Genomic DNA, 25,024 nt, shown 5'->3' with positions numbered 1-25,024 from the left:
CCTTTCCTTTAAACCGCTTCTACATATATATCTCCAAAGTTTTCTTGCTGAAAGACATCAATTTCTTTCCTTTTGATTAGCTCCAAAACGGCCAAAAAAGTAACAACTTTATGCCCTTTGGCGGGAACGGGAAATAAATCATTAAAATTCTTCCGGCCTTTAAGCTGTTTTAAGTCATCCATTATTTCCGTCATTCTTGTTTCAATTGATATTTCATGGCGGGCAATTTTAGTCGCCATGGGGCGCTTTAGTTTCTTCCGTCGTAATAATTTTTGAAAAGCAGCCAGCATATCATAAAGAGAAACATTTAACTCTGATTTTCCAGGCTGAAGGTCCTTTGCATAATCAGATAGGTCACTTGGCGGTTTTGTATACATTAAGCCGCGTTCTTCTTCCATTGATTTTAAATCATGTGCCGCCTCTTTGTACTTTCGGTACTCTATTAAACGCTCAACAAGCTCGTCCCTTGGATCATCCTCATAGGACATTTCCAGACCCTCTTCAGCGAAAACCTCTTCATTCTTTGGTAAAAGCATTTTACTCTTAATCGCAAGCAATGTAGCAGCCATTACCAAAAATTCACTTGCAACATCAAGTTTAAGCTCCGTCATTGTTTTAATATAGATTAAATATTGTTCGGTAATTTGAGCAACTGGGATATCATATATATCAATTTCAAGCCGGTTAATTAAATGGAGCAGCAGATCTAGCGGCCCCTCAAACGCATCAATTTTCACCTGATACGGCATAATCTCTCACCAAAATTCTAAAAAATTTAATTCATTACTTAATTACTGCGACTATAAATAGTATAGAGGATTCAATTGGGTTATCCAATAGAAAAATAAACCTACAAGGGCTTTATTAAGAAATCGTGATGTTTGCCCATAACAATGGACAATTCTCTTACATATGATGACAAAGAAAAGAACAAAAACTTTTTAGGAGGTAATAAATATGGATGGCGGTTTCGGAGCCGGATTTGCATTAATCGTTGTTCTATTCATTTTGTTAATTATCGTTGGGGCTGCTTGGGTCTATTAAGATAAAAAAGAAGAGTACCTGCGAAAGCCAAGCTTTATGGGCGAAAATAAGAGTAGAACTTGTAGGGACCCGTCATCCTGACGGGTTTTTTTATCTTTTCAATTTGTGGATGCCTTTTTAGCCTAGGAACTCACTCGGGTGTGATAAACTGGATATAAACCGCTTTATTAGGGGGATTATATGTATCCGCAAGAATATATCCAATTTTTAACCCATTTTCATGGTGACAGAGATTATTTTGAGTGTCATGAAGTACTTGAAGAATTATGGAAAAAGACAGATTCCGGCAACAAAGATTCCAGCTGGGTCGGTCTAATTTTATTAGCCGTTTCTACCTATCATCACCGCAGAGGTAATTTTAAAGGGGCAAAACGAACGGTAGAAAAAGCGTTAAAGATTTTTGAAACGCCGGCCAATCTTGGTTTAGATATACCTCGTCTTAACACTTTATTAAAAGAACGGTTAGCGTTAATTGAAACAGAAACTGCCTATACCAGCTTTGAATTACCAATCTGTGACCCTGTCTTATTAGGAGTATGTAAAAAATCCTGTGCCAGCGCTGGATTGGTTTGGGGGCAAGGAAGTGACATTACGAATTTGAGCCTGATTCATCGCCATAAACTAAGGGACAGAACAGACGTTATTCGAGAACGTGATCAATCATTAAAGATGCGAAAAGGCAGCGAATAAATTTTGCTCGCTGCCTTTAATGTATTACTAGCAAAAATCACACTTTTCGATAAATCCAGCTGTATTTTCATTTGCGATAATTTCTTTATCGGCATACATTTCTTTCAATGCTTTGACCATCCGTTTTCCAACGCCTTGAAAACGGTGGGAAGGATTAACGGAAATATGCTGAATTTCAAGGGAATTTGTATCCTTATGATATAAGATACCAAGAAGACCAATAATATCTTCTTCTTTCCAAAGAAAAAGCTGCCAATCCTCTTCAGATTCATATTCCCTCATGGTTTGCTGGAGCTTCTTTAAGTCCTTTTCATTCGGCATAAAGGACAATAAACCCATTGCAATTTTTTCGAATGTTTTCTTATAACGAATTAACATTTAGATCCCTCATTATTTCAAATAAACCGATGAAATCCCTGGTTTAGCAATAGTATATTTTTTTCTAAATAAATCATTAATAAACCTTATTCATTATATGTAGTTGAATTTATAATGTTTCTCTAATCACAATCATACATAATAATTGGTAAATCATCAATTAATAATCTAGCTATGGTTAGGTCCAATAAAAATCCAGTAGATAATTCCCCAAATAACGGATAGCCCGATTAGTATACTAAATAAGATCCAGTTGTTTCTTTTCATTCAAAACTTTCCTCCAACAAGAGTTCTTCTGTCCTTCATTCTACACCATATATCAGAAATAATCTATTTTCTCTTACAAAATCTGCATTTCAATCAGTAAAGTTATAAAAACTATGAAACTTCGAGGTTAAAATATACGTTTATATTATTGGTTTCGGTTATATTAATAAATGAACACTCTTTTGACTAGCATGAGATGATCCAAGGAGGAAAACAATGAAAAAAGTACTTATTATGCTAATTACCACTTTTATGCTCGCAGTTCCTATCCGGGGCTGGGCCGACATGGCTGAAGGCGACATGATTGTAACTCTAGGTGAAAATTTAACAGCTGAGCAAAAAACCAAGTTATTATCAGAAATGGGTGCACCGGAGGATGTTCAAATTGTTACGGTCTCCAATCAGGAAGAACATCAGTATTTAGGGAAATATGTAGCCAAATCTTTAATTGGCACTAAGGCCATCTCATCCTCAGCGATTACCATGGCACCAAAGGGCTCCGGGATTACCGTTAAAACAAAGAATATCAATTGGGTTACTGATGAAATGTATGTGAATGCCCTGATTACGGCGGGAGTCAAGGATGCGGACATTTATATTACTGCACCCATAGCTGTTTCTGGAACCGCCGCTTTAACTGGACTTATTAAAGCCTACGAAATTTCAGCAGACAAAACCATCCCTGAGGAAGTTAAACAGGCGGCAAACCAAGAAATGGTTGAAACCGCCAAATTGGGCGATTCTATCGGTGATAAGAATGCTGCGGCATTAATTGCTAAAGTAAAAGAAGAAATCGCCAAGAATAAGCCGAAAAATGATGAGGAATTACGAAATATCATTGATCAAGCGGCTAAGGATTTAAACGTTAAACTGAGTGATAAAGAAATGCAGAGACTGATTGACTTTTTTAATAAGCTTAAGGATTTGAATATCGACTGGAAACAAGTAAGCGATCAGCTGAACAAAGCAAAAGACCGTATATCAAAATTTCTACAATCTGAAGAGGGACAAGGTTTTTTTGAAAAAATCAAGCAATTCTTTATTTGGCTGATTGATGCGATTAAATCTATTTTTTCCTAATAGGATGAAAAGCTGCCGATTTTGCGGCAGCTTTTTCTTATTTAAAAGGTAAATCAAGCCTTACTAAGTCCTCATACGACTCTCTTTTTACTACTAGAGTGGCTTTCCCGTTCTCTACAAATACAACCGCAGGACGAGGGATCCGGTTATAGTTGTTTGACATCGAATAGCCGTAGGCACCCGTACAAAACACCGCAAGAATTTCCTCTTCCTCTGTTTCAGGCAAAGGTAAATCCCAAATCAGCATATCCCCTGATTCGCAGCATTTGCCAGCAATCGAAACCGTCTCATTCGGTTGTGCTAATGGTTGTTTCGCTAGAACCGCTTCATATTTTGCTTGGTAAAGGGCCGGTCTAATATTATCACTCATCCCGCCATCAACAGCTAAATACTTCCTAACACCCGGGACATCTTTTGAAGAACCTACTTGGTATAGCGTAATCCCCGCATCTCCGACAAGTGAGCGGCCTGGTTCTATCCATATTTCCGGCATCTTCAAAAAGAAAAGCTCAGTCAATTTTTTAACCTCTTTGATTATTTCGCTCACATATTGGGAAGGAGGTATCGGTTCATCCTCTTTTGTATAACGGATACCAAATCCGCCGCCCAAGTTTAATACCTTTGCTTCGAAGCCAATCTCATTTTTCCAGATTGCCATTTGTTCAACAATTTTCTTTGCCGCCAATAAAAAACCTGTTGTTTCAAATATTTGTGAGCCAATGTGGCAGTGTAGTCCAAGAACCTCAAAATAGCCGCACTGAAGGGCTGCGATTAATGCTGTTCCCGCTTGACCATTTTGAAGGTCAAAACCAAATTTGGAATCTTCCTGCCCGGTTAAAATGTAATCATGAGTATGAGCTTCGATTCCTGGTGTTACCCGTAATAATATGTTTACTTTAGCGTTTTTCTCTTGGCAAACAGCTTTTAAGAGTTCCAATTCGAAGAAATTATCGACAACAATACAACCGATTCTGTTATCCAATGCCATTTCCAATTCTTCTTTACTTTTATTGTTTCCGTGAAAATGAATTCTTTCAGGCGGAAATCCAGCAGCTAAAGCTGTGTATAATTCTCCTCCTGAAACAACATCAAGTGATAAGCCTTCCTCTTCTGCCAGCTGCACCATTGCCACAGTCGAAAAGGCCTTGCTTGCATATGCTACTTGAGAATTTATGTTTTGCTCTTCAAAGGCTTGCTTAAACCCTCGCGCACGTTCCCTCATTAATGCCACATCATAAACATATAGCGGAGTTCCAAAATCCCGAGTTAATTCTATTGTATCGACTCCGCCGATTTCCAAATTTCCAGCTTTATTCACACCTGTTGTTCCGTAATAATACATTTCCTTCCCTCTCTCCGCAACGACTCACAGTCTTAAAAGATAATAAATAAATAATAGACAGAATCCGCAAAAGAAACTGCCTATTTAAAATCCTTTATTTAATTAAAATACTTTAGCATAACAGTAGAAAAACCGCAATTATTTCTTAAGTTTTTATCCTTTAGGTTGCTGTCGGAAGCGGTTCCTTGGATGAACAATACTCGGTCTTAAGTAAGACCCGGGGATTGCCCTGCGGAAGACGATTTGTAAGAATCCCTTTGGCTCAAATGGAAGAAATGGCCAAAAATAGGGTGTATTAAGGGCCCGCATGTGAACAAGAAATAGAAATAGCAATGTGCCGCCAATGACAAAGCCTGGCAGATGAAATGCTGCTGTCACAATCAAAAGCAGCATTCTCGAGATCTTATTTGCCACACCTAACTCATAGCTTGGTGTGGTAAATGTACCAATACCGGCTACTGCAACATAGAGGATAACCTCAGGAACAAATAAACCAACATCAATCGCAATTTGCCCAATCAATACCGCCGCAATTAAACCCATTGCCGTTGATAATGGTGTTGGAGTGTGAATAGCAGCCATCCGTAAGAATTCTATCCCAAAATCAGCTAATATTAGTTGAACGACAACCGGTATATTTGTTTGCTCATTTGGCCCAATAAAGGAGAGCTTTTCCGGTAACATACTAGGCTCTAACACAAACAACATCCATAACGGAAGCAGAAATATTGACGTTAACACACCTAAAAAACGAGTCCAGCGTACAAAAGTACCGGCAGCAGGTGATTCCCGAAATTCTTCAGCATGCTGGACATGATGAAAGAATGTTGTCGGCGTGATGATCACACTTGGAGAAGTGTCACAATAGATAATAACATGGCCTTCTAGTATATGTGCGCAAGCTACATCCGCCCGCTCCGTATATCTTACAATCGGAAATGGATTCCATCCCTGTTTCACGATAAACTCTTCAAGCGTTTTATCGCCCATCGGGATTCCATCAACATCGATGGCTTTTAATTCTTTTCGAAGAATATTGAGTAAATCTGCATCTGCAACATCTGCTAAATAACCGAGTGCAACATCCGTTTTCGAACGTTTCCCCACCTTTATCATTTCAAAGCGGAGCCGGCCATCACGAATTCTCCTTCTTGTTAAGCCCGTATTCAAGATAATATTTTCGACAAAGCCATCACGGGCTCCTCTGACCACCTTTTCTGTATCCGGCTCTTGAGGAGCTCGTCCTGGATAGCTTCTTACGTCAATGATAAAAGCAGTACTTTCCCCTTCTATTACGACGGCGATTAATCCAGACAAGACCTGATCAACCACTGTATCAAGCATTTTCGTTTGTTCAACAGATTGATTCACAAGCCGATTTTCAATCACCTTAAATAAATCTGTTGACAGTTTTTCATGATCATTGATTTCTACTAATTCTTCAATCAGGTGAACAATATAAAGGGTATCACATAAACCATTAACATAGTAAATGTGTACATCCTTTTTTAGAATCTTTAATTTCCTGACCCCAATATCAAAACTGACGCCAAGCCCTGCACGTTGTTTCATATAGTGCTCAATTTCATTGACTGATTCGGGGATTGGCCATTTTTGGTCCTGTATTTGTGTCATAAAAACCACTCCTTTCAAGTATTAGCTGGACCGCTTTTTTCGTGATTGGTGAGCCTACCTTGTAGGAATCACGCCTTGCCATTTTTCCGATATCACCAATTCCTACGATTAGCGGGACATCTAATTCATCAAGACAATAAACGGTATCTCCATTTATTCTTCCGGGTTCAAGTTCTGGTATACCAAATTTATCTACTCCATTTGGCGTTAACTCCCCGTCCCGGTCGATACTTACATCAATCCTTGTCCATTCCTCGTGCCTTGATCTTGCAGCAACTGCTATGACGCCCAAGACTTCGATTTCATCATGTAAAGCTACATATTTCAATGCGTTTTCACCAGCACCCTCACCGACAATCCCGCTATCGTCAAACATCACCAATACGGGATCGTGCGGAGCTTTTTTAATTAAATGGACAAGTTCCGGACCCGTTAATTTGGACGGATTTCCTTGGGAACTTGAAATACAGCGTCCGCCAATCTCATGCGCCACATGTTCAATCGCCTTTTTGGCATATTCATCACCGTCAGTAACTAAAATGACACGCCTCCGAATACTCATCCTTTGATGTCCTTTCTTTGAAAAGCGTTAGCGACTGATCAGCGACGTCCACAAGTCGCCTGGCTCTGAAGCTAGCCAATTTCAAAGTCTTAATGATGAACAAAATAGAGCCATTGAAAAATCGAGCCAAATATTTTCCCTAAAACAATTGCCATAATGAGGATAACAATCTTGCCTTCCAGCCGAATCCTTTTGGCAAGGATGGGCAAAACATTTAATACTTCTGTAAGAGCGGCTGCCAGCATCCCAACAAAAACCCCGCCAGTGATTCCTAAAGGGATTAATAAAAGGGGTGAGATATGTAAAACTGGATCTCTTAGACTGGCGAATACCCCTATAAGTGCACCGAAGACCACTGCCCATTCATACTGTTGAATCATTTTCATTGTTTTGGTCAGCTGCGTCAGCCGAGGAATAATTCCAAGTACGGTTAGAAAAGCAACAAACCCGGAGCCTACGGCCAATCCACTAGCAAATCCAAAAAAGCTAACGGCAAGAATTTTAATCGTTGTCATTCGTCTTTTTCATACTTTCTTTATTTTCATGGATAATGACGTAATTATCTAAATCCATCTGATAATTAAACATTTCTACTTCTAGCGGGCTCGGCTCCTCGTTTAACCTTTTTTTGAATACATGATTAAAAAACAGAATCATTCCAAGACCTAAACCAAGAGAATAGGGGATTTGAAAAAGAAATGGTTTTGCCTCTTTCTTCCCCGTGATAATGGTATATATTTTTTCCTGTACACTTCTCATACTAACATCATCATGAAAATTCATAATCGCCATCGCTGAACCAAAAAATAACAGAAACCATATTAACAGAAAAAAAGGAATGGAAACTCCTTTTTTCTTATAGGTTACTTCGATGATGGTTTGTGCAGGTCCAATCGTTTGAATTTCCAGTTCTCCAAACCTAGTTGTAATCAAATTAATAACCTTCATGACATCAATAATGACAATATTCCGATCCGTTTCGGTTAACTGATGGACCATCATAGATTGTAAATTTGGGAGCTCGGCTTCCGGGGCAATAATTTGGGCAACATCCTTTAGCAATACTTTTTCATCCGGCTTAGATTGGACACGATTCCGCATGCGAATGTAAATTGTTTTTTCCAAAACATTCACTTCCCACACAATTATTCCTTCGTATAAGTAGTATGGATAATAAGCCTATTTTTCATGTAAAATAATTGAAAAAACCGTATGGATTAGAGATCCATACGGTCCTTCATTTGCTGTAAAATCTTTTTTTCAAGCCTTGACACCTGTACCTGAGAAATCCCGAGCCTTTGAGCAACCTCAGACTGGGTTTGGTCCTTATAATATCTTAAATAAACGATTAGTCTCTCTCGTTCATCCAATTCCCGAATCGCTTCTTTTAATGCAATTTTATCAAACCATTTTCCCTCATTGCCATCATCAATTTGGTCTAATAACGTAATTGGATCACCATCATTTTCATAAACCGTTTCATGAATGGATGAAGGTGTTCTGCTTGCTTCCTGTGCAAGGATCACATCCTCCGGCGAGAGCTCCAAATACTCTGAGATTTCGTTAACAGTTGGAGTTCTGCCGAATGTCTTTGATAACTCATCCTTCGCTTTCCGGATTTTGTTACCCATCTCTTTCAGTGAGCGGCTGACCTTTACGGTTCCATCATCACGGATAAAACGCTGGATTTCCCCAATGATCATCGGTACCGCATAAGTAGAGAACTTTACATCGTAGGAAAGATCAAATTTATCGACTGATTTTAACAACCCGATACAGCCAATTTGGAACAAATCATCGGGATCATATCCCCTGTTAAGAAAGCGCTGGACAACGGACCAGACAAGACGCATATTTTTTTCAACAATTAAATCTCTTGCCTCTTGGTCCCCATCTTGACTTTTTTTAATAAGTTCTTTAACCTCATGATCCTTTAGAAACGGTTGACTTTTTTCGTTCTTGACCTCCACATCCATCGGCAAGTCTCCTTAATTGCAAAGCATTTTGCTGGAATTTAAATGCTTCCGTAATTTAACCTCGGTTCCTCGACCTGGCTGTGTGAGAACCTCTACTTCATCCATGAAATTCTCCATGATGGTAAAACCCATACCGGATCGTTCTAAATCCGGTTTCGTTGTAAATAATGGCTGACGAGCTTCTTCCACATCGACAATACCTTTTCCACTGTCTCTTATTGTCATATTAATCAAACTGTCTTCGATCGAAACTTGGATATAGACAGTTCCACTAGGATCATTCTCATATCCATGAATGATCGCATTCGTCACGGCTTCGGAAACCACCGTCTTTATTTCAGTTAGCTCATCCATAGTCGGATCAAGCTGGGCAATAAAGGCTGCAACGGTTACACGGGCAAATGATTCATTTTGACTTAGAGCACTGAATTCGAGATTCATTTCATTCTTCATTCAGGCGACCCCCAATCTTTGCAATGCAAATTCCTCAGTCGGTTCCATTTTGATAATCTTAAATAAACCGGACATATCGAATAATCTTTGTATTGCAGGGGAAATTGCACAAACGACCATTTCACCGTGCACCTGTTTGATTTGTTTGTATCTTCCTAAAATAACTCCTAAGCCAGAACTATCCATAAAAGAAAGCTGTTCCAGATTCAAGACAATATGACGGATTTCCTTTTTTTCAATAATTGCTGCCACTTTTTCACGAAGGGCATCTGCTGTATGATGGTCTAATTCACCACTTAAGCGGATAAGTAAAACGTCATTTTTGGTTTCCAATTCAATGTTAAGACTCACTATCCATAGTCCTCCTTAATCTGGTATAGTGAGTCAATTCGCCTCCAGTACGACTATTTCCTTCTATAAGTACAAAACTAGTCGTAATTCGCTAAAAGAAGTGGACATTTTCTCAGTTTCGACAGTCCGAAAGGGTTATTTCCCCCCAGCCTTTGTAAACATGCCAAATGAACGTTTATAAAGGTTCCACCAGCCTGCTTCCTTCACTTCCTTTTTCGCGACTAAAGGACTTTCGAGAATAACCTTGCCTTCCTTCATTAACTTAATCGTTCCGACTTTATCCCCTTTTGAAATTGGGGCTTTTAGATTTTTTTGCAGTTCAATTTTTTGTTCAACATCTTTTGTCTTTTCACCTTTTTTGGTCAGTAATGAAAGTGGTTCACTTGTTACGGCCTCGACAGACTTTTCCTTCCCTTTACTTACTTTTGCTTGACCAATGGTTTGATTTCGCTTAAACATTGGATGTGTCTGATATTGACTAAAGGCATAATTAAGCATTTTCGTTACTTGCGCATTTCTTTCCTTTGAAGTCGGCGAGCCAAAAACAACCGCAATTACACGCATGCCATCTTTTTGGGCCGTTGCTGTTAAGCAGTATTTTGCTTCCGCGGTAAACCCGGTTTTTAACCCGTCCACCCCTGGGTAAAAACGCACTAATTTATTTGTATTCACTAGCCAGAATTTTTTATCAGTATTTTCTCGGAGGTAGGACTCATACATACCTGTAAATTTTGTAATTTCCTCATATTTCAGTAATTCTTTTGCCATCACAGCCATATCAGCTGCAGAGCTAAAATGTCCGCCTACTGGAAGTCCGGTTGTATTTTTAAAGAACGTATGCTTGAGACCAAGTTCTTTTGCTTTATCATTCATCTTGTCAACAAAGGCTTCTTCAGACCCTGCAAGTCTCTCGGCCATGGCAACTGACGCATCATTGCCTGAGCCGATAGCTATTCCTCGCAACATTTCCTTTGTCGTCATTTCTTCACCAGGTTCAAGGAAAATTTGTGAACCTCCCATCGAGGCTGCATATTCACTTGTACGGATTTTTTCATCCCAAGTAAGCTTTCCTTTATCAATCGCTTCCATGATCAAAAGCATGGTCATAACCTTCGTCATACTCGCCGGTGGCAGTTCTTCCTGACTATTTTTCTCGTAGAGGACTTTTCCGGTGTCACGCTCGATTAAAATCGCAGATTTCACATTGCTGACAATATCAGCAGTGGTCTTTTCTTCAGCAGCAAAAGCCGATGGCCCCGATAAACTTGTAAATAATATAAATGTCATTAATAAAGAGACAAATCGTTTCATTCGCATAACCCTCCATTCTTTATAGCCTCCATTTTTTCCAAAACAAACATTCTTATACAATTATTTCCTCTTTTTTTAGAAAAAGGCTGTGTTAAAAGTGAATGTTGATTTCCGTTCCAGGAGCTTCGCTTTCCGCGGGGCGGGCGGTGAGCCTCCTCGGCGAATTCCGCGCCTGCGGGGTCTCACCTGTCCCGCTGCTCCCGCAGGAGTCTCGCTCCTTCCACTCCAATCAACATTGTGCTCAAAATCAACAATGTGCTTTAACACAGCCAAGAAAAAAAGGGTGTCAGGCACCATGTGAATTTTTCACATGGTGCCTGACACCCTAAATGACACCTTAAACAATAATTTGTTATTCGGTTATTTCTTCGTGAACTAGGATTGGTGCTTCTACTTTTGATGTGGATATCTTGATATTTTCGTATAGCTTTTGTTTTACTTCATCCACGTTTTCAAAATTGCTGTAAATGGTTACTAATGATTCGCCTTTTTTGACTTGGTCGCCAATTTTCTTTCTTAAGACAAGGCCGACAGCTAAATCAATCACCGATTCCTTCGTTGCTCTTCCTGCTCCAAGGATCATCGCAGCAGTGCCTACTTCATCTGCAACGATTTCTGATACATAGCCGTCTTCTTTTGCCTCAAGCTCAATAATAAATTTTGCTTGCGGCATTTTTGCAGGATCGTCAACAATCGAAGCATCCCCGCCTTGAGAGCTCAAAAATACTTTTAATTTTTCAAGTGCGGACCCATCTTTTATCACATTTTCAAGCATAGTACGTGCTTCTGCAAGGGAACCAGCCTTTTCAGCCAGGTAAACCATATGGCTGCCAAGCGTTAAACAAAGCTCTGTTAAATCCTCAGGACCTTCCCCTTTTAAGGTATCAATCGCTTCCTTCACTTCAAGCGCATTTCCAATCGCATAACCAAGCGGCTGGCTCATGTCAGAAATAACCGCCATTGTTCTTCGGCCGACGTTATTCCCAATCCGCACCATTGCCTTGGCCAATTCTCTGGAATCATCCAGTGTCTTCATGAATGCTCCTGCGCCTGTTTTAACATCTAGAACAATCGCATCAGCACCTGCGGCAATCTTTTTACTCATTATGGAGCTAGCAATCAGCGGAATGCTATCGACAGTTGCCGTTACATCCCTTAGTGAATAGAGCTTTTTATCGGCAGGGGTTAAGTTCCCGCTTTGTCCAATGACTGCAATCTTATTTTTATTTACAAGATCAATAAATTCATCATTTTCAATTTCAACATGGAAGCCTTTTACCGCTTCTAATTTATCAATTGTTCCTCCAGTATGTCCTAAGCCGCGCCCGGACATCTTGGCAACTGGGACATCTAATGCAGCAACAAGCGGTCCAAGCACAAGGGTTGTTGTGTCGCCAACTCCGCCTGTTGAATGCTTGTCGACTTTGATGCCTTCAATTTGCGTTAAATCAATTTGGTCACCGGATTCAACCATTGCCATCGTTAAATCGGCTCTTTCTTTTTCGGTCATCCCTTTAAAAAAGATGGCCATTGTTAAGGCGCTAACTTGATAATCTGGAATTGTGCCATCTGTATAACCAGTAATAATAAAATTAATCTCTTCTGTTGATAGTTCGTGCCCGTCGCGTTTTTTCTCAATTAAGTCAACCATTCTCATCTTTATCACCACTTCGTTATATTATTAGTCAATTTATTTTGCGATATGCTTTACAATTTCTTTTACGTATGAAAGGAAATCTTCTTTTACTTTTTCAGTCGTTTCAATTACTTCGTCATGTGTTAACGGCTGATCGAGAATTCCGGCCGCCATATTGGAAATACATGAAATTCCAAGAACCTTCATTCCGCTGTGGCGGGCAACGATAACCTCTGGCACCGTGGACATTCCCACGGCATCACCGCCCATTCCGCGAATCATCCGGATTTCTGCCGGTGTTTCATATACAGGTCCGGGATTCCCAAAATAGACGCCTTCTTTAACATTAATGTTTAAGCGGGCTGCAATCTCTTTCGCAGCTGCCCGTAAATCTTTGGTATACGCCTCTGACATATCAGGAAAGCGGACACCGTGACGAGAATCATTCGGACCAATTAACGGATTCGTTCCCATATTATTAATATGGTCGGAAATAAGCATTAAATCACCAGGTTCGAAGCTTTCATTTACGCCGCCTGCCGCATTGGTAACAATCAGCATGCCAACGCCAAGCTCTTTCATGACACGAACTGGAAAAGTCACTTTATCCATACTATATCCTTCATAGAAATGAAAACGACCTTGCATGGCAACAACCTCTACCCCATTTAGTACGCCAAAGACGAGTTGTCCGGCATGACCTTCAACAGTTGATATTGGGAAATCTGGTATCTCGTTGTATGGTATTTTAACAGGATTCTCAATTTCATCCGCTAAAACGCCAAGACCAGATCCTAAAATCAGGCCAATTTTTGGCGTATTGGCGTATTTTTCTTTTAAAAAACCAGCAGCGTTTTGGATTTTCTCTGTGTTCATTGTTACTCCCCCTTTAGTTCTTTTAAAAAGCTTTTACCGTAATTCGGCATTTTCACATTAAAGTTTTCTGCGACGGTTGCCCCAAGGTCGGCAAAGGTTTCTCGTAAAGGAAGCTCTTTCCCTTCCGCCATACTCTTTGAGTAAACAAGCAATGGAACATATTCACGTGTATGGTCCGTGCCAGGCGCAACTGGATCATTTCCGTGGTCTGCTGTAATCATTAACAGATCGTCTTCTTTCATTTTGGCGAACACTTCAGGCAGACGGGCATCATATTCTTCCAGTGCTTTTCCGTATCCTTCCGGGTCACGACGATGACCATATAACGCATCAAAGTCAACAAGGTTAACAAAACTGATACCTGTGAAATCCATATCAAAGGTCTCAACAAGCTTATCCATTCCATCCATATTAGAAACCGTTCGTAAAGACTTAGTGACACCTTCGCCATCATAAATATCCGAAATTTTTCCAATGGCAATGACATCGAATCCTGAATCTTTTAATTCACTCATTACCGTTCGGTCAAACGGTTTTAAAGCATAATCGTGACGGTTTGGTGTCCGTTTAAAGTTCCCTGGTTCTCCTAAGAATGGCCGGGCAATGATTCGGCCTACCATATATTTTTCATCAAGTGTTAATTCACGAGCAATTTTACAAATATTATAAAGTTCTTCCAGTGGGACAATCTCTTCATGGGCAGCAATTTGAAGAACGGAATCTGCAGATGTATAGACAATCAACGCACCCGTTTTCATATGCTCTTCTCCAAGCTCAACAAGGATTTCTGTTCCACTTGCAGGTTTATTGCCAATAATTTTTCTACCGGTACGCTTTTCTAATTCAGAAAGAAGTTCTTCCGGAAACCCTTCAGGAAACACACGGAACGGTGTTTGGATATTCAACCCCATAATTTCCCAATGACCAGTCATCGTATCTTTCCCGTTCGAAGCCTCCATCATTTTTGTATAAAAAGCTAATGGCTTTGCTGCTTTTTCAATTCCCTTGATTTCACGGATATTGCTTAAGCCTAACTTGCCCATATTTGGCATGTTAAGTCCGTTCATTCTTTCAGCAATATGTCCATAGGTATCCGCACCCTTGTCGCCAAACTTTTCGGCATCAGGTGCCTCCCCAATACCGACTGAATCCATTACGATGATAAAAATACGTTTATATGTACTTGCAGCCATCAATTCTTCCTCCTTTGTTAATAGAAAACGTTTGCAAATAAGACTGCCATGCCGATTTACAGAGCAGGAAAATTCTCAAAGTACAAACCTTTTTACATTAAAAAAAACAATGCGCAATCATATGTTACCCTGTTGAAATAAGATTAACCAAAAAAAGTGAATTCATTTGTCAGAAGTCTGACATCTCTATTTTACTAAATCTCTGCGAAATTACAAGAAAAAAGCCGCCAAAATTTTCGGCAGCTTTTTAACATTTCTATGAATACCCCCAAAAACTAGCATCCTCTTAAGCTCGCGGATGAAATTTACTATAGACATCCTTTAACCTAGTTTTTGTCACATTGGTATATATTTGCGTTGTTGAGATATCTGCGTGTCCTAACATTTCTTGAACTGCTCTTAGATCAGCGCCATTTTCCAATAAATGTGTGGCAAAGGAATGCCGAAGGGTATGGGGTGTAAGCTCTTTTTCTATTCCGGCTTCTTTTGTTACCTTTTTTAAGATTTTCCAAAATCCTTGCCGGGTCAGCCGCCTTCCCTGGTGGTTTAAAAACAAAGCGTTATCGTGATGCTTTTTCACAACAAAATGCGGCCTTCCACTTTCGAGAAATTGCTTGATGGCATCGGATGCAGTTTGCCCCAATGGAATGATGCGCTCTTTGTTTCCATTGCTGATACAACGGACAAAACCCATGGTAAGATGGACATGTTCTGTATCAAGACCAATTAATTCACTAACCCGCATTCCTGTCGCATAAAGGAGCTCAAGCATCGCCTTATCCCTCATGCCGTAATGGTCATTTTGCTTTGGTGCATCCAAAAGCGTTTCTACTTCCTGTAAACTCAATACTTTCGGAATCGACCTTTCAAGTCTTGGCGGTTCGATAAGGACGGACGGGTCTTGCTCTGCTGCTTTATCCCGTAATAAAAATTGATGAAACGCCCGAACAGAGGCGACATGCCTTGCAATTGTTTTTGATGATTTTCCCTGTTCTTTTAAAAAGCCTAAAAAATGAACAATATGTACACGCTGCACATCATTTACATTCAGGATGGACTCCCTATTTTTTAAATAATGAAGATAGTTTTTTAAATCCCGCTCATAGGACGTAATTGTATTGTTAGCTAAACCTCTTTCAGCTAGTAGGTATTGCAAAAAATTCTTTAATTGATCATTCATCACATTTACTCCCCATTTAAATAAAACAACATCAGCCGATCCAACAAGGAGGAACTATTTTCATTTACTGTATTAGAAACCTTTACTGCAGATCCTTCTGGTTCATCATAGCGATGATAATTTTGGTATTCTTCAGATACCCACATGATACCATAATAAAAGAGAATCGTGCATCCAGTGAATATAATAAAAACCTTTAAGGTTTGCAGTGCAGTTTTGACAACAGAAATCATCATTCTTCCCCCACATTTTCGTTTATCTACTTAAAGGTATGCCAAAATGTACAAGTTTTATACCTGTTCAAAAGGAAAATAGGGAAAATAAAAGCCCTTTTCAGCAAAAGGACTTGGTATTCTTTATTCGGTTGTTTCTTCCTCATTTTCTTTATCCTGACAACGGTAACAAATCCCATGAAAGGTGAGGCGATGATCTTTTATTTTAAAATTCCATCTTCGTTCAACTACTTCTTCCACGTCTTCAAGTAAATCTTCTTGAATTTCATCAACGGCACCACATTCAATGCAAACAAGATGATGATGGAAGTGGGCGGCGCCTTCCTGGCGAAGATCGTAACGGGAAACCCCATCACCAAAATTAATTTTATCGACAATTTTTAATTCTGTTAGTAATTCCAGCGTCCGATAAACAGTTGCTAAACCAATTTCTGGCGATTTTTCTTTTACAAGGAGGTACACATCTTCCGCACTTAAATGATCCTCTTCATTTTCTAGCAACACTCGAACGGTTGCTTCACGCTGAGGTGTTAGCTTATAGCTTGCTGAATGCAGCTGTTTTTTAATTCTTTCAATTCTAGTTTCCATCCTGAAGTCCCTCCCTCGCCACTGTTAATTCTCATTATAACAGATGAGAAAAGAGATTCAAAATAAAATTATTACAAACAAGAGTTTATATTTTATATTACTTAATAATCACTTTAAACTAGCTGTGCTAATGATTGTTTTCATTAACCATGGTGAGAGATAAGCTTCAATCCCGGATGCTGCAGAAATAAACACTACTGCTACAATCAAGGCGAGAATATATCCTTTGAAGAACGGCAGGATTGGCTGTGCATATTTTTTCATAAATTGCTGTTTAATCATTCTCATTGAGAAGATGACTGAGAATGCTGCCATTAGAATAAACACGGGAATGATAATTAAATTTTGCGGCAGGATGGAGACAAAGGCTAGCATAAAGCCATTCCAACCCATTTGGCTAACTAGAAAGCCCACCGTAAACCCGACTACCATTCCTTTAATAAAGAGGAGAATGAGAATAACAGGAAGCCCGATTATGGAGATTCCCAGCACCCAGATAAGGCCTATAAATTTACTATTATGGAGAAAGCTTTGTAAAAACAAATCATTGTCTTCTGCTACTTTCCCATCAGAAACTTGGCCAAAGAATTGCGATAAATAGTAGAATAAATCTTCCTTTTGGGTAATGCTCATGCTATTTACTACAATAGCCCCAAAGATGACTCCCATTAAAAATAAAACGACAATAAACAAAAAAATTGAGGAATGCTCACGGAAATAACTAGCGGCATTGGACTGGTACAGGCGTTTTTTCATCTGCGTATCCTCCTATTATTCCAAATCAGTTATTACATTCTATGCCAGTCTAGTTATTCTATGACCATATTTTGATAGAGTTCATATAAAAAAACCGACAGCCTTAGGTTGTCGGTTAAAAATTTTTATGTTAATCCGCGATTTTTCCATATTTCCCGCCGCCGCCTGCTGCGAGATTGACTTTACCTTCTCTCGCTTTCATGATAAGGTCGGCAATTTTATCGGGAACAACTTCTTTTAATGCTGCAAACGGCACTTCGTGAAGAATCGCCATCTCACTGCCAAAATGATTGACCAGTTTCTCCAGCAATTTCGGCCCCAAGCCCGGGATAAACTCGAGCGGCACTTGGTGAACATAGGGAGGGCGCCCCTCTGGACTTGACTCCGCCGTCTTCAGTTCAAGAATTCGATCGGCTACGCCCTTAATAATTTTTTTATTACCGCAGAGAGTACATATTTGATCGTCATTAGTTGCAGGATTTAGACATTCCGCACAAACGGTTTTGTGATATTTGCCAAGGTATGGATCAAGTCCATAGTTGGCAATAATTTCTCGTCCATCTTCACCCTTTAATGCTTTTTGCAATTCAAGGAATGTTGGTTCCTGCATCGCAATAACTTGATATTCACGGGCTATTTTTGCAAGCGAATGGGCGTCCGAATTGGTTACAAATGAATAATCGTGTAACTCTTTAATCTGGTCTGCCATTTCGGTATTTGAGCTTAATCCAAGTTCAATCCCATCGATTAAATCCGGGTCCAACACTTCTGTCAGCGACCGATTGACCCCTTTGCCATATAAACTTTTAAATGGTGTGAAGACATGAGCAGGAATGAAGATGCCGCCAAGATCTTTAACTTTTTTTTGTAAAATGAGACCTGTCACATAAATCCTTTGTGAACTTAATTGAATATTTTTCAAATGACCTGAAAGCCAGGAAGAAAATTCCCTCATAACGGTAAGATTCGGAAAAAACATCAGTAGGTGAATCGGACCGTTGCACCCTTCATCATATATCTCTAGTTCTGAACCGGGGATGACCGTTAAATCACCAAATACTAGACCGCCGTCCGGATGTTCGACGATTTCTCCGCTTTCAATCAGGCTTTCCATTTCAAGAATGACTTCTGGTGAATGGCTATCGATAATCCCCACCATATTAAGCCCTTTTTCATGGCGGGCATGTTCAATGATATTCGTAAACGTCAATGACTTGGCCCCAGTGATTTTGACCGGCTTGCCTGTCCAGGTTCTGCCAATGTGAATATGTAAATCTACATAGTAGCGATTCATTTGTTTTTCAACGCCTCTTGTAATTGTAAGTATTGAACGGCAAAAATGGTTTTCGCATCGTAAATCTTTTGTTCCTTTACATATTGCTCCGCCTCTTCAAGTGTTAATTCCTCAAGATTAACAAACTCATCTTCGTCAAGAGCGGCAGCATTTTCTTTCTTTGTAAGCCCTGTTGCTAAATAGACATGGACGATTTCATCGGCAAATCCCGGTGAAGTATAAAAGGAAGTAAGTAATTCAAGACTTTCACACTCGTAGCCGGTCTCTTCCTCTAATTCTCTGCGGGCACAAAGAGCAGGCTCTTCCCCTTTTTCCAGCTTTCCTGCAGGTATTTCCACAATTGTTCTTTCCAGCGCTTTCCGGTATTGTTCAACCATTAAAACTTTGTTGTCAGCTGTAACAGCCAAAATAGCGACAGCCCCCGGATGTTTAATTATTTCACGTTTCCCCTGTTTACCATTAGGCAGTTCAACATCTTGTAAATGAAGACTGATTATTTTTCCTGAAAATATTTCTTCACTCCGGAGCGTTTTTTCCTCAAGTTTGGTCATAATGATCTCTCCTGTTCTTTCCATTTAGATCTTGTCATACATTTTACCATACTTTATTTGGAGGGGTATCGGATGAAGGTGTATGTGCACGAGAAAGGAATTATCCTTGTTGGAAAAGGCTGGGAGATCCTGCAAAAGCTTAAGGAATATAACAAGGATTATGTTTTCGTCTCCGATTGGGTTCAAAATCTAACGGAAAAATAAGACCTGTCATTTGTAGTCTGCCCTGTTCTTTAATAAAATTATAAGAAAAGCGGAAGCGCCTTGTCAGCCTCAGGCATAGCACAAGACGAGCCGGCCGAAAGGTTGTTCTTTAACCTTTTGGACGGATTGGCTTGTGACCTCGAGGGGCTAGGCGCTGGAGCTGGACAAAAAAAGGACGGGGTGATTTTTTGAAGAAGAGAAGGTTGGGAAATTCAGATTTGCATGTATCGGAATTAGGCCTGGGTTGTATGTCCATTGGCACGGAGGAAAAAACTGCCCGGCGAATAATCGAAGCTGCTCTCGAGGAAGGCATCAATTATTTTGATACAGCCGATTTATATGATTTTGGTGAAAATGAAAAAATTGTTGGCCAGGCATTAAAGGATGTCCGGGAGCAGGTTATTATTGCAACGAAGGCCGGGAATCGCTGGCACGAGGATCGGGCCGGCTGGTCATGGGATCCTTCCAAGGCATATATAAAGGAAGCAGTGAAAAATAGTCTAAAACGGCTTGGTACCGATTATATTGATCTTTATCAATTACATGGCGGTACGCTCGATGATCCAATAGATGAAACAATTGAAGCATTTGAAGAATTGAAAGCGGAAGGATATATTCACTATTATGGGATTTCATCGATTCGACCGAATGTCATAAGGGAGTTTGTGGAGAAATCTAGCATTGTGTCTGTGATGATGCAATATAGTATTTTAGACCGCCGTCCAGAAGAAGCAGCGCTGCCGATGCTTCAGGAACATGGTATTAGTGTTGTCACGCGCGGACCGCTTGCCAAGGGGCTATTAAGTGATAAGCTGTTAGAAAAGGCTTCTGAAAAGGGCTACCTAGATTACAATTATGAGGAGCTGCACACCGTTTTACCGATGTTAAAAGAAAGAGTTGCAGGAACCCGTTCCTTTACGGAAGTGGCCCTTCAATATAATTTGGCCAATCCTGTGGTGGCCTCTGTTGTAGCCGGCGCCAGCAGTCCGGAACAAATTAGGAATAATTTAGTGGCGGTTCGAAGCCAGCCGCTATCAGATGAAGAGGTTGCTGTGATTAAAGAGTTAACGAAGGCAAGTATTTATAAAGAGCATCGTTAAAAAGGAGTGCAGCAGCTCTCCTTTTCTATTTAAATTCCTTCCAGTTCATCCCACTCTCGTTTAAAAGTTCTTCAAACGATTTGTTTTTTTCTTTTAATCTGCGTTCTTCACGTTTTCGCTGCTCTTCCGCTTCTTTTCTACTTTCTTCCTCAGCCTTAAGCTGGTCTTGCTGCTCTTTTAATTGCTTCATTAAGTTTGGATCAATTAAATCTTTAAGCGTTACCGCCGATTCTTCTTTTTTTGGTTTAGATTGATTTTGTTGTCTCTTTTGTTTTTTCATTCTAAACGCCTCCATAATCAAAATCTCGATTCTATTATACCATTTCACTTAATCATTCCTAATATTAAAAAGGCAGACTGTCTCATGCAGCCTGCCTTTACTATTAAAAAGCTTTTAATATAACCTTTTCGTCCACTTCCAATGCTGCTTCTGTCGAGTTAACAACATCTTCTACTGTATAGCCGCTTGCAACTTCCACAAGCCTTAATCCAGAGTCAGTAACATCCATGACTGCACGCTCCGTGATTATCCGGTTGACTACCCCTTTTCCCGTCAATGGCAGGGTGCATTGTTTTAAGATTTTTGATTCGCCTTTTTTATTTACATGCTCCATTATAACAATAATTTTCTGGGCTCCATGGACAAGATCCATTGCACCGCCCATTCCTTTAATCATCTTACCCGGGATCATCCAGTTTGCCAGGTCGCCGCTTTCGGATACTTCCATGCCGCCGAGAATCGCTAGATTGACATGTCCGCCGCGAATCATCGCAAACGATTCAGCACTGTCAAAATAAGCCGCCCCGCTTATTGCGGTCACTGTCTCTTTCCCGGCATTAATCAAATCGGGATCAACCTCATCCTTATCAGGATACGGACCAATACCGAGAAGTCCATTTTCTGATTGCAGGACCACCTGCTTATTTTCAGTTATATAATTGGCAACGAGGGTTGGCATCCCGATGCCTAGGTTTACATAAAAGCCATTTTCTATCTCTTTCTCTGCTCTAATTGCAATTCTTTCTCTGACTGTGGCCTTATCATTTGCCATTAAATTTTTCTCCTTTCCCCCACTCTATTTTTTTACTGTTAATCTCTCAATTCGTTTTTCCTGTTTTCCTTCGATAATTGTATGAACATAAATACTTGGCGTGTGAATAAAATTCGCATCCAGTTCGCCCGCTTCATAAAGTGTTTCCACTTCGGCAATCGTCACTTTTCCGGCTGACGCAATCATCGGATTGAAGTTCCGTGCTGTTTTGTGATAAACGAGATTTCCCATTTTGTCGCCTTTCCATGCCCTTACCAAACTAAAGTCGGCCGTTAAGGCTTCTTCCAAAAGGTATTCCCGTCCGTTAAAAACCTTCGTTTCTTTCCCTTCAGCAATCGGCGTTCCTACCCCAGCCGGTGTATAAAATGCCGGTATCCCAGCGCCGCCTGCCCTGATTTTTTCAGCTAAAGTTCCTTGCGGCGTCAATTCTACTTCGAGTTCCCCCGTTAACACCTGTCTCTCAAACTCTTTATTTTCACCCACATAGGAGCCAATCATTTTTTTGATTTGTTTATTGTTTAATAGAAGCCCAAGACCCCATTCATCAATCCCGCAGTTATTGGAAATAACCGTTAAATCCTTCACGCCTTTTTCCGCTAAGGCTAGGATTAGATTTTCAGGTATCCCGCACAACCCGAAACCGCCAACCATTAATGTAGCCCCATCCTGAATATCAGCAACCGCATCCTGGAAGGATGTACAAATTTTCTTCATTTTGCTTTCTCCCCCTCAAATTAAAGGTATTACGCTAGTTCAACAATCGTTGCTACCCCTTGGCCCCCGCCAATACAAAGTGTTGCCAGGCCAACGTTCGCTTTTCTTCGGTTCATTTCATGAATTAACGTGACAAGAATTCTCGCGCCGCTTGCTCCGATTGGATGACCGAGTGCAATCGCACCGCCATTCACGTTTAATATTTCTTTATTAAAATGGAGCTCACGGTCAACAGCCAGCGACTGTGCCGCAAAAGCTTCGTTCGCCTCGATTAATTGTAAATCCTCGATTGAAAGGGATGCCTTTTCAAGTGCCTTTCTCACCGCCGGCACCGGTCCGATGCCCATGATACTTGGATCTACACCTGCGCTTGCATTTGCCTTTATGGTTACTAACGGCTTTAGCCCTAGTTCATCCGCCTTTTTCTTACTCATTATTACTAGAGCAGCTGCCCCATCGTTGATTCCAGAGGCATTACCTGCCGTCACACTGCCATCCTTTTTAAAAGCTGGACGCAATCCGGCCAATTTTTCCGCCGTTGTTCCTTTTTTCGGATATTCATCGGTTTCAAAAACGATTGGCTCTCCTCTGCGCTGTGGAATCACAACCGGAACAATCTCATCATTAAATTTGCCTTCCTCGATTGCTTTGACGGCCTTATCCTGACTCCATGCTGAAAATTCGTCCTGCTCTTCTCTCGTAATTGAATATTTATCTGCTAGGTTTTCAGCGGTAATGCCCATGTGACAATCATTAAAAACACAAGTGAGGCCATCTGAAGTTAGCGTGTCGACTAATTTTTGATCGCCCATTTTAAAGCCATCACGGGCATTTTTTAACAGATACGGTGCCTGGCTCATATTTTCCATCCCGCCAGCCACGACAATTTCGGCATCTCCTGCCAAAATCGCCTGTGTGGCAAGGTGCACAGCCTTTAATCCCGAACCGCAAACTTTATTAATCGTCATCGAGGAAACGCTTTCAGGAATCCCCGCTTTAATTGCGGCCTGCCTTGCCGGGTTCTGGCCCAGCCCTGCTTGAAGAACATTCCCCATAATCACTTCATCAACCTGATCCGGCTTTACTCCTGCCTGTTCCAATGCCCCTTTAATCACTGTCCCGCCTAGTTCAGGTGCAGATACATTTTTTAAACTGCCGTTAAAATTTCCAAGTGCAGTTCGAACGGCACTGACTATAACTACTTCTGTTTGACTCATTACGTTTCTCCCCTTCAACGGTTATTACCACTACTACTTCTAGTAAAAACACAGAAAATCCTCTTATTTTGTCAAAATTTCTATAATTCTTGATTTTTTAAAATTAATACCACTACAATGAAAGTATGAACATTGGAGGGGGAAAATGATGTTTACTTTACCTAAAAAAGTAACGATTATCGAGGTTGGCCCGCGTGACGGGCTGCAAAATGAGAAGTTATTCGTACCCACTGAGATAAAAAAACAATTTATCGCTGGTTTGAGAAATGCCGGACTTCAAGAAATGGAGCTGACTTCATTCGTTTCACCGAAATGGGTGCCGCAAATGGGGGATGCTGCGGAAATTGTGGCAGATTGCCTTGATGAAAATTCACGAGACATTGTCTTAGCTCCAAACCGGAAAGGGATTGACCGGGTCTTTTCTACTGATTGCCGGGCTGTTGCCGTATTTGTAGGCGTCAGCAACAGCTTTAATTTGAAAAATATCAACAAAACAACGCAGGTCAGTATGGAAGAACTTAAGCCAATTATCCATGAACTGAAAGAAAAGAATTATTTTGTCCGCGCCTGTATTTCGACAGCGTTTTATTGCCCTTACGAGGGGGAAATCAATGAGAGTGATACCTTAAAGCTTTGCCGCGAATTTGTCGAAGCGGGTGTTGATGAATTAAGTGTTGCCGATACGATTGGGATGGCGGCGCCGAATGAATCATATTCCTTATTTTCCAAATTAAAAGCGGAATTCCCAGAAACTCTTTTAACCGCCCATTTTCATGATACCCGTAAGCTTGCCCTCGCGAATATTTTGGCTTCTCTGCAGGCGGGAGTCGACCGGTTTGATACGTCTGCCGGCGGGCTTGGCGGCTGTCCATTCGCACCAGGGGCCAGCGGAAATGCTGCGACCGAGGATGTAGTTTACATGCTTGAACGGATGGGAATCGATACTGGCGTTAACCTTAATAAGTTGATGGATGCCGTCGAAATCGTTCGCCCTCATCTTTCAAGACAAATTGAAACCGGCTATTATCGGCTTCATGCTCAAACGGTTTAGATTTATTTTTTCTTGAATAATCACTCTTCTAGTAATCCATCTTATTAAATGAGACCAGCTTGAAGGGAGAATATGTTCATGAGCCAAAAGCGTGATAAAGGAAACAGCCAAAGTGGAAAAAACTATGCCGATAATGCAGGCGGCGGGAAGCGGATGATTGCCGCCGAAGAACTCGAAAAGGCACTCCACCCAACAAAACGACAGAATTCAGAGCAGTAAATTTATCCTCGAAACTCGGAAGCCGCTCATTGATGTCAGCGGCTTTTTCCATGCTAAAACATGGGCGGATA

Annotated in this window: 31 protein-coding genes; 7 read left to right on the top strand and 24 right to left on the bottom strand. The window is 40.6% G+C overall.

Annotation, left to right across the window (positions count from 1 at the left end):
* Positions 1 to 8: 8 nt before the first annotated feature.
* Positions 9 to 749 carry a segregation/condensation protein A gene (locus ACFVSW_RS16695; protein WP_387317785.1) on the bottom strand — a complete coding sequence of 247 codons (741 nt, stop codon included), beginning with the start codon at positions 747 to 749 and terminating at the stop codon, positions 9 to 11.
* Positions 750 to 957: 208 nt separating this feature from the next.
* Here ACFVSW_RS16695 and ACFVSW_RS16690 point away from each other — a divergent pair, with 208 nt between their 5' ends.
* Both ACFVSW_RS16690 and ACFVSW_RS16685 read left to right on the top strand, forming a co-directional pair.
* Positions 958 to 1,044, top strand: a complete 87-nt coding sequence (locus ACFVSW_RS16690) for a YjcZ family sporulation protein (protein ID WP_034723143.1) — start codon at positions 958 to 960, stop codon at positions 1,042 to 1,044.
* A 180-nt stretch (positions 1,045 to 1,224) separates the two neighbouring features.
* Entirely contained in the window at positions 1,225 to 1,734 is a 510-nt protein-coding gene (locus ACFVSW_RS16685) for a DUF309 domain-containing protein (protein WP_387317784.1), read from the top strand.
* Positions 1,735 to 1,761: 27 nt separating this feature from the next.
* Here the strand turns inward: ACFVSW_RS16685 and ACFVSW_RS16680 are convergent, their stop codons facing one another.
* Positions 1,762 to 2,112, bottom strand: coding sequence for a GNAT family N-acetyltransferase (locus tag ACFVSW_RS16680; RefSeq protein ID WP_387317783.1), 351 nt, complete (start codon positions 2,110 to 2,112; stop codon positions 1,762 to 1,764).
* 483 nt (positions 2,113 to 2,595) lie between these two features.
* Between ACFVSW_RS16680 and ACFVSW_RS16675 the strand changes: the two genes are divergently transcribed.
* On the top strand, positions 2,596 to 3,459 hold the full coding sequence (locus tag ACFVSW_RS16675) for a DUF1002 domain-containing protein (RefSeq protein WP_387317782.1): 864 nt from the start codon (positions 2,596 to 2,598) through the stop codon (positions 3,457 to 3,459).
* A gap of 37 nt (positions 3,460 to 3,496) precedes the next feature.
* Here the strand turns inward: ACFVSW_RS16675 and lysA are convergent, their stop codons facing one another.
* From lysA to ACFVSW_RS16585, 18 genes are all read right to left on the bottom strand, one after another.
* On the bottom strand, positions 3,497 to 4,801 hold the full coding sequence (lysA, locus tag ACFVSW_RS16670; protein WP_387317781.1) for a diaminopimelate decarboxylase: 1,305 nt from the start codon (positions 4,799 to 4,801) through the stop codon (positions 3,497 to 3,499).
* A gap of 153 nt (positions 4,802 to 4,954) precedes the next feature.
* The gene (locus ACFVSW_RS16665; RefSeq protein ID WP_387317780.1) at positions 4,955 to 6,436 is read right to left on the bottom strand and encodes a spore germination protein; all 1,482 of its coding nucleotides are present in this window, start codon (positions 6,434 to 6,436) and stop codon (positions 4,955 to 4,957) included.
* Positions 6,387 to 6,998 carry a stage V sporulation protein SpoVABEA gene (gene spoVAEA / locus ACFVSW_RS16660; RefSeq protein ID WP_387317779.1) on the bottom strand — a complete coding sequence of 204 codons (612 nt, stop codon included), beginning with the start codon at positions 6,996 to 6,998 and terminating at the stop codon, positions 6,387 to 6,389. Before spoVAEA ends, ACFVSW_RS16665 begins: the two co-directional genes overlap by 50 nt.
* An 89-nt stretch (positions 6,999 to 7,087) precedes the next feature.
* Positions 7,088 to 7,513, bottom strand: a complete 426-nt coding sequence (locus ACFVSW_RS16655; protein ID WP_387317778.1) for a stage V sporulation protein AB — start codon at positions 7,511 to 7,513, stop codon at positions 7,088 to 7,090.
* Positions 7,500 to 8,123 carry a stage V sporulation protein AA gene (locus ACFVSW_RS16650; RefSeq protein WP_387317777.1) on the bottom strand — a complete coding sequence of 208 codons (624 nt, stop codon included), beginning with the start codon at positions 8,121 to 8,123 and terminating at the stop codon, positions 7,500 to 7,502. Before ACFVSW_RS16650 ends, ACFVSW_RS16655 begins: the two co-directional genes overlap by 14 nt.
* A gap of 92 nt (positions 8,124 to 8,215) precedes the next feature.
* Positions 8,216 to 8,974, bottom strand: a complete 759-nt coding sequence (sigF, locus tag ACFVSW_RS16645; RefSeq protein WP_387317776.1) for an RNA polymerase sporulation sigma factor SigF — start codon at positions 8,972 to 8,974, stop codon at positions 8,216 to 8,218.
* Between the two features lie 12 nt (positions 8,975 to 8,986).
* Complete coding sequence (gene spoIIAB, locus ACFVSW_RS16640) at positions 8,987 to 9,427, bottom strand: anti-sigma F factor (protein ID WP_387317775.1); 441 nt, start codon at positions 9,425 to 9,427, stop codon at positions 8,987 to 8,989.
* Positions 9,428 to 9,778: an anti-sigma F factor antagonist gene (spoIIAA, locus tag ACFVSW_RS16635; RefSeq protein WP_387317774.1), complete on the bottom strand. Its 351-nt coding sequence runs from the start codon at positions 9,776 to 9,778 to the stop codon at positions 9,428 to 9,430.
* Positions 9,779 to 9,913: 135 nt separating this feature from the next.
* Positions 9,914 to 11,089, bottom strand: coding sequence for a D-alanyl-D-alanine carboxypeptidase family protein (locus ACFVSW_RS16630; RefSeq protein ID WP_387317773.1), 1,176 nt, complete (start codon positions 11,087 to 11,089; stop codon positions 9,914 to 9,916).
* A gap of 352 nt (positions 11,090 to 11,441) precedes the next feature.
* Complete coding sequence (locus ACFVSW_RS16625) at positions 11,442 to 12,746, bottom strand: pyrimidine-nucleoside phosphorylase (protein ID WP_387317772.1); 1,305 nt, start codon at positions 12,744 to 12,746, stop codon at positions 11,442 to 11,444.
* Positions 12,747 to 12,779: 33 nt separating this feature from the next.
* Entirely contained in the window at positions 12,780 to 13,601 is an 822-nt protein-coding gene (locus ACFVSW_RS16620) for a purine-nucleoside phosphorylase (RefSeq protein ID WP_387317771.1), read from the bottom strand.
* 2 nt (positions 13,602 to 13,603) lie between these two features.
* Positions 13,604 to 14,794 carry a phosphopentomutase gene (gene deoB, locus ACFVSW_RS16615; RefSeq protein ID WP_387317770.1) on the bottom strand — a complete coding sequence of 397 codons (1,191 nt, stop codon included), beginning with the start codon at positions 14,792 to 14,794 and terminating at the stop codon, positions 13,604 to 13,606.
* A gap of 286 nt (positions 14,795 to 15,080) precedes the next feature.
* Positions 15,081 to 15,974 (bottom strand): site-specific tyrosine recombinase XerD, encoded by an 894-nt coding sequence (xerD, locus tag ACFVSW_RS16610; RefSeq protein WP_387317769.1) that lies wholly within the window; start codon positions 15,972 to 15,974, stop codon positions 15,081 to 15,083.
* A 5-nt stretch (positions 15,975 to 15,979) separates the two neighbouring features.
* The gene (locus tag ACFVSW_RS16605) at positions 15,980 to 16,207 is read right to left on the bottom strand and encodes a YqzK family protein (RefSeq protein WP_387317768.1); all 228 of its coding nucleotides are present in this window, start codon (positions 16,205 to 16,207) and stop codon (positions 15,980 to 15,982) included.
* Between the two features lie 123 nt (positions 16,208 to 16,330).
* A complete protein-coding gene (fur, locus tag ACFVSW_RS16600) occupies positions 16,331 to 16,795 on the bottom strand; it encodes a ferric iron uptake transcriptional regulator (RefSeq protein WP_387317767.1) in 465 nt (154 codons plus the stop codon).
* Positions 16,796 to 16,903: 108 nt separating this feature from the next.
* A complete protein-coding gene (gene spoIIM, locus ACFVSW_RS16595; RefSeq protein ID WP_387317766.1) occupies positions 16,904 to 17,551 on the bottom strand; it encodes a stage II sporulation protein M in 648 nt (215 codons plus the stop codon).
* A 130-nt stretch (positions 17,552 to 17,681) separates the two neighbouring features.
* The gene (locus ACFVSW_RS16590; RefSeq protein WP_387317765.1) at positions 17,682 to 18,845 is read right to left on the bottom strand and encodes an endonuclease Q family protein; all 1,164 of its coding nucleotides are present in this window, start codon (positions 18,843 to 18,845) and stop codon (positions 17,682 to 17,684) included.
* A complete protein-coding gene (locus ACFVSW_RS16585) occupies positions 18,842 to 19,396 on the bottom strand; it encodes an NUDIX hydrolase (protein WP_387317764.1) in 555 nt (184 codons plus the stop codon). The genes ACFVSW_RS16590 and ACFVSW_RS16585 overlap by 4 nt, the downstream gene beginning before the upstream one ends.
* Before the next feature lie 72 nt (positions 19,397 to 19,468).
* Between ACFVSW_RS16585 and mciZ the strand changes: the two genes are divergently transcribed.
* Positions 19,469 to 19,600 carry a Z-ring formation inhibitor MciZ gene (gene mciZ, locus ACFVSW_RS16580; protein WP_387317763.1) on the top strand — a complete coding sequence of 44 codons (132 nt, stop codon included), beginning with the start codon at positions 19,469 to 19,471 and terminating at the stop codon, positions 19,598 to 19,600.
* A 188-nt stretch (positions 19,601 to 19,788) separates the two neighbouring features.
* On the top strand, positions 19,789 to 20,700 hold the full coding sequence (locus ACFVSW_RS16575) for an aldo/keto reductase (RefSeq protein WP_387317762.1): 912 nt from the start codon (positions 19,789 to 19,791) through the stop codon (positions 20,698 to 20,700).
* A 25-nt stretch (positions 20,701 to 20,725) separates the two neighbouring features.
* Here the strand turns inward: ACFVSW_RS16575 and ACFVSW_RS16570 are convergent, their stop codons facing one another.
* The 4 genes from ACFVSW_RS16570 to ACFVSW_RS16555 all read right to left on the bottom strand — a co-directional run bounded on the left by ACFVSW_RS16570 (position 20,726) and on the right by ACFVSW_RS16555 (position 23,683).
* On the bottom strand, positions 20,726 to 20,980 hold the full coding sequence (locus ACFVSW_RS16570) for a YqkE family protein (protein WP_387317761.1): 255 nt from the start codon (positions 20,978 to 20,980) through the stop codon (positions 20,726 to 20,728).
* A gap of 103 nt (positions 20,981 to 21,083) precedes the next feature.
* The gene (locus tag ACFVSW_RS16565; RefSeq protein ID WP_387317760.1) at positions 21,084 to 21,752 is read right to left on the bottom strand and encodes a 3-oxoacid CoA-transferase subunit B; all 669 of its coding nucleotides are present in this window, start codon (positions 21,750 to 21,752) and stop codon (positions 21,084 to 21,086) included.
* 24 nt (positions 21,753 to 21,776) lie between these two features.
* The gene (locus ACFVSW_RS16560) at positions 21,777 to 22,466 is read right to left on the bottom strand and encodes a CoA transferase subunit A (RefSeq protein WP_387317759.1); all 690 of its coding nucleotides are present in this window, start codon (positions 22,464 to 22,466) and stop codon (positions 21,777 to 21,779) included.
* A 29-nt stretch (positions 22,467 to 22,495) separates the two neighbouring features.
* The gene (locus ACFVSW_RS16555; RefSeq protein WP_387317758.1) at positions 22,496 to 23,683 is read right to left on the bottom strand and encodes an acetyl-CoA C-acetyltransferase; all 1,188 of its coding nucleotides are present in this window, start codon (positions 23,681 to 23,683) and stop codon (positions 22,496 to 22,498) included.
* A 148-nt stretch (positions 23,684 to 23,831) separates the two neighbouring features.
* Between ACFVSW_RS16555 and ACFVSW_RS16550 the strand changes: the two genes are divergently transcribed.
* Both ACFVSW_RS16550 and ACFVSW_RS16545 read left to right on the top strand, forming a co-directional pair.
* Positions 23,832 to 24,734, top strand: coding sequence for a hydroxymethylglutaryl-CoA lyase (locus tag ACFVSW_RS16550; RefSeq protein ID WP_387317818.1), 903 nt, complete (start codon positions 23,832 to 23,834; stop codon positions 24,732 to 24,734).
* 78 nt (positions 24,735 to 24,812) lie between these two features.
* Positions 24,813 to 24,953 (top strand): hypothetical protein, encoded by a 141-nt coding sequence (locus tag ACFVSW_RS16545; RefSeq protein ID WP_387317757.1) that lies wholly within the window; start codon positions 24,813 to 24,815, stop codon positions 24,951 to 24,953.
* Positions 24,954 to 25,024 lie beyond the last annotated feature (71 nt).

It is taken from the genome of Neobacillus sp. NPDC058068 (assembly GCF_042885335.1).
Classification (GTDB): domain Bacteria; phylum Bacillota; class Bacilli; order Bacillales; family Cytobacillaceae; genus Neobacillus.
The sequence above is the reverse complement of the archived record's forward strand: the minus strand, read 5'-3'. Positions and strand labels throughout refer to the sequence as shown.

Excerpts from the sequence above, each read along its gene's own strand:
- mciZ (WP_387317763.1), top strand. The coding sequence starts at position 19,469 with ATGAAGGTGTATGTGCACGAGAAAGGAATTATCCTTGTTGGAAAAGGC.
- ACFVSW_RS16605 (WP_387317768.1), bottom strand. The coding sequence starts at position 16,207 with ATGATTTCTGTTGTCAAAACTGCACTGCAAACCTTAAAGGTTTTTATT.
- spoIIM (WP_387317766.1), bottom strand. The coding sequence starts at position 17,551 with ATGAAAAAACGCCTGTACCAGTCCAATGCCGCTAGTTATTTCCGTGAG.
- lysA (WP_387317781.1), bottom strand. The coding sequence starts at position 4,801 with ATGTATTATTACGGAACAACAGGTGTGAATAAAGCTGGAAATTTGGAA.
- ACFVSW_RS16680 (WP_387317783.1), bottom strand. The coding sequence starts at position 2,112 with ATGTTAATTCGTTATAAGAAAACATTCGAAAAAATTGCAATGGGTTTA.
- ACFVSW_RS16555 (WP_387317758.1), bottom strand. The coding sequence starts at position 23,683 with ATGAGTCAAACAGAAGTAGTTATAGTCAGTGCCGTTCGAACTGCACTT.
- ACFVSW_RS16620 (WP_387317771.1), bottom strand. The coding sequence starts at position 13,601 with ATGAACACAGAGAAAATCCAAAACGCTGCTGGTTTTTTAAAAGAAAAA.
- ACFVSW_RS16585 (WP_387317764.1), bottom strand. The coding sequence starts at position 19,396 with ATGACCAAACTTGAGGAAAAAACGCTCCGGAGTGAAGAAATATTTTCA.
- ACFVSW_RS16690 (WP_034723143.1), top strand. The coding sequence starts at position 958 with ATGGATGGCGGTTTCGGAGCCGGATTTGCATTAATCGTTGTTCTATTC.
- ACFVSW_RS16565 (WP_387317760.1), bottom strand. The coding sequence starts at position 21,752 with ATGGCAAATGATAAGGCCACAGTCAGAGAAAGAATTGCAATTAGAGCA.
- spoVAEA (WP_387317779.1), bottom strand. The coding sequence starts at position 6,998 with ATGAGTATTCGGAGGCGTGTCATTTTAGTTACTGACGGTGATGAATAT.
- ACFVSW_RS16655 (WP_387317778.1), bottom strand. The coding sequence starts at position 7,513 with ATGACAACGATTAAAATTCTTGCCGTTAGCTTTTTTGGATTTGCTAGT.
- ACFVSW_RS16550 (WP_387317818.1), top strand. The coding sequence starts at position 23,832 with ATGTTTACTTTACCTAAAAAAGTAACGATTATCGAGGTTGGCCCGCGT.
- fur (WP_387317767.1), bottom strand. The coding sequence starts at position 16,795 with ATGGAAACTAGAATTGAAAGAATTAAAAAACAGCTGCATTCAGCAAGC.
- ACFVSW_RS16570 (WP_387317761.1), bottom strand. The coding sequence starts at position 20,980 with ATGAAAAAACAAAAGAGACAACAAAATCAATCTAAACCAAAAAAAGAA.
- ACFVSW_RS16685 (WP_387317784.1), top strand. The coding sequence starts at position 1,225 with ATGTATCCGCAAGAATATATCCAATTTTTAACCCATTTTCATGGTGAC.
- xerD (WP_387317769.1), bottom strand. The coding sequence starts at position 15,974 with ATGAATGATCAATTAAAGAATTTTTTGCAATACCTACTAGCTGAAAGA.
- ACFVSW_RS16630 (WP_387317773.1), bottom strand. The coding sequence starts at position 11,089 with ATGAAACGATTTGTCTCTTTATTAATGACATTTATATTATTTACAAGT.
- ACFVSW_RS16665 (WP_387317780.1), bottom strand. The coding sequence starts at position 6,436 with ATGACACAAATACAGGACCAAAAATGGCCAATCCCCGAATCAGTCAAT.
- ACFVSW_RS16560 (WP_387317759.1), bottom strand. The coding sequence starts at position 22,466 with ATGAAGAAAATTTGTACATCCTTCCAGGATGCGGTTGCTGATATTCAG.
- deoB (WP_387317770.1), bottom strand. The coding sequence starts at position 14,794 with ATGGCTGCAAGTACATATAAACGTATTTTTATCATCGTAATGGATTCA.
- spoIIAB (WP_387317775.1), bottom strand. The coding sequence starts at position 9,427 with ATGAAGAATGAAATGAATCTCGAATTCAGTGCTCTAAGTCAAAATGAA.
- sigF (WP_387317776.1), bottom strand. The coding sequence starts at position 8,974 with ATGGATGTGGAGGTCAAGAACGAAAAAAGTCAACCGTTTCTAAAGGAT.
- ACFVSW_RS16545 (WP_387317757.1), top strand. The coding sequence starts at position 24,813 with ATGAGCCAAAAGCGTGATAAAGGAAACAGCCAAAGTGGAAAAAACTAT.
- ACFVSW_RS16675 (WP_387317782.1), top strand. The coding sequence starts at position 2,596 with ATGAAAAAAGTACTTATTATGCTAATTACCACTTTTATGCTCGCAGTT.
- ACFVSW_RS16695 (WP_387317785.1), bottom strand. The coding sequence starts at position 749 with ATGCCGTATCAGGTGAAAATTGATGCGTTTGAGGGGCCGCTAGATCTG.
- ACFVSW_RS16590 (WP_387317765.1), bottom strand. The coding sequence starts at position 18,845 with ATGAATCGCTACTATGTAGATTTACATATTCACATTGGCAGAACCTGG.
- ACFVSW_RS16625 (WP_387317772.1), bottom strand. The coding sequence starts at position 12,746 with ATGAGAATGGTTGACTTAATTGAGAAAAAACGCGACGGGCACGAACTA.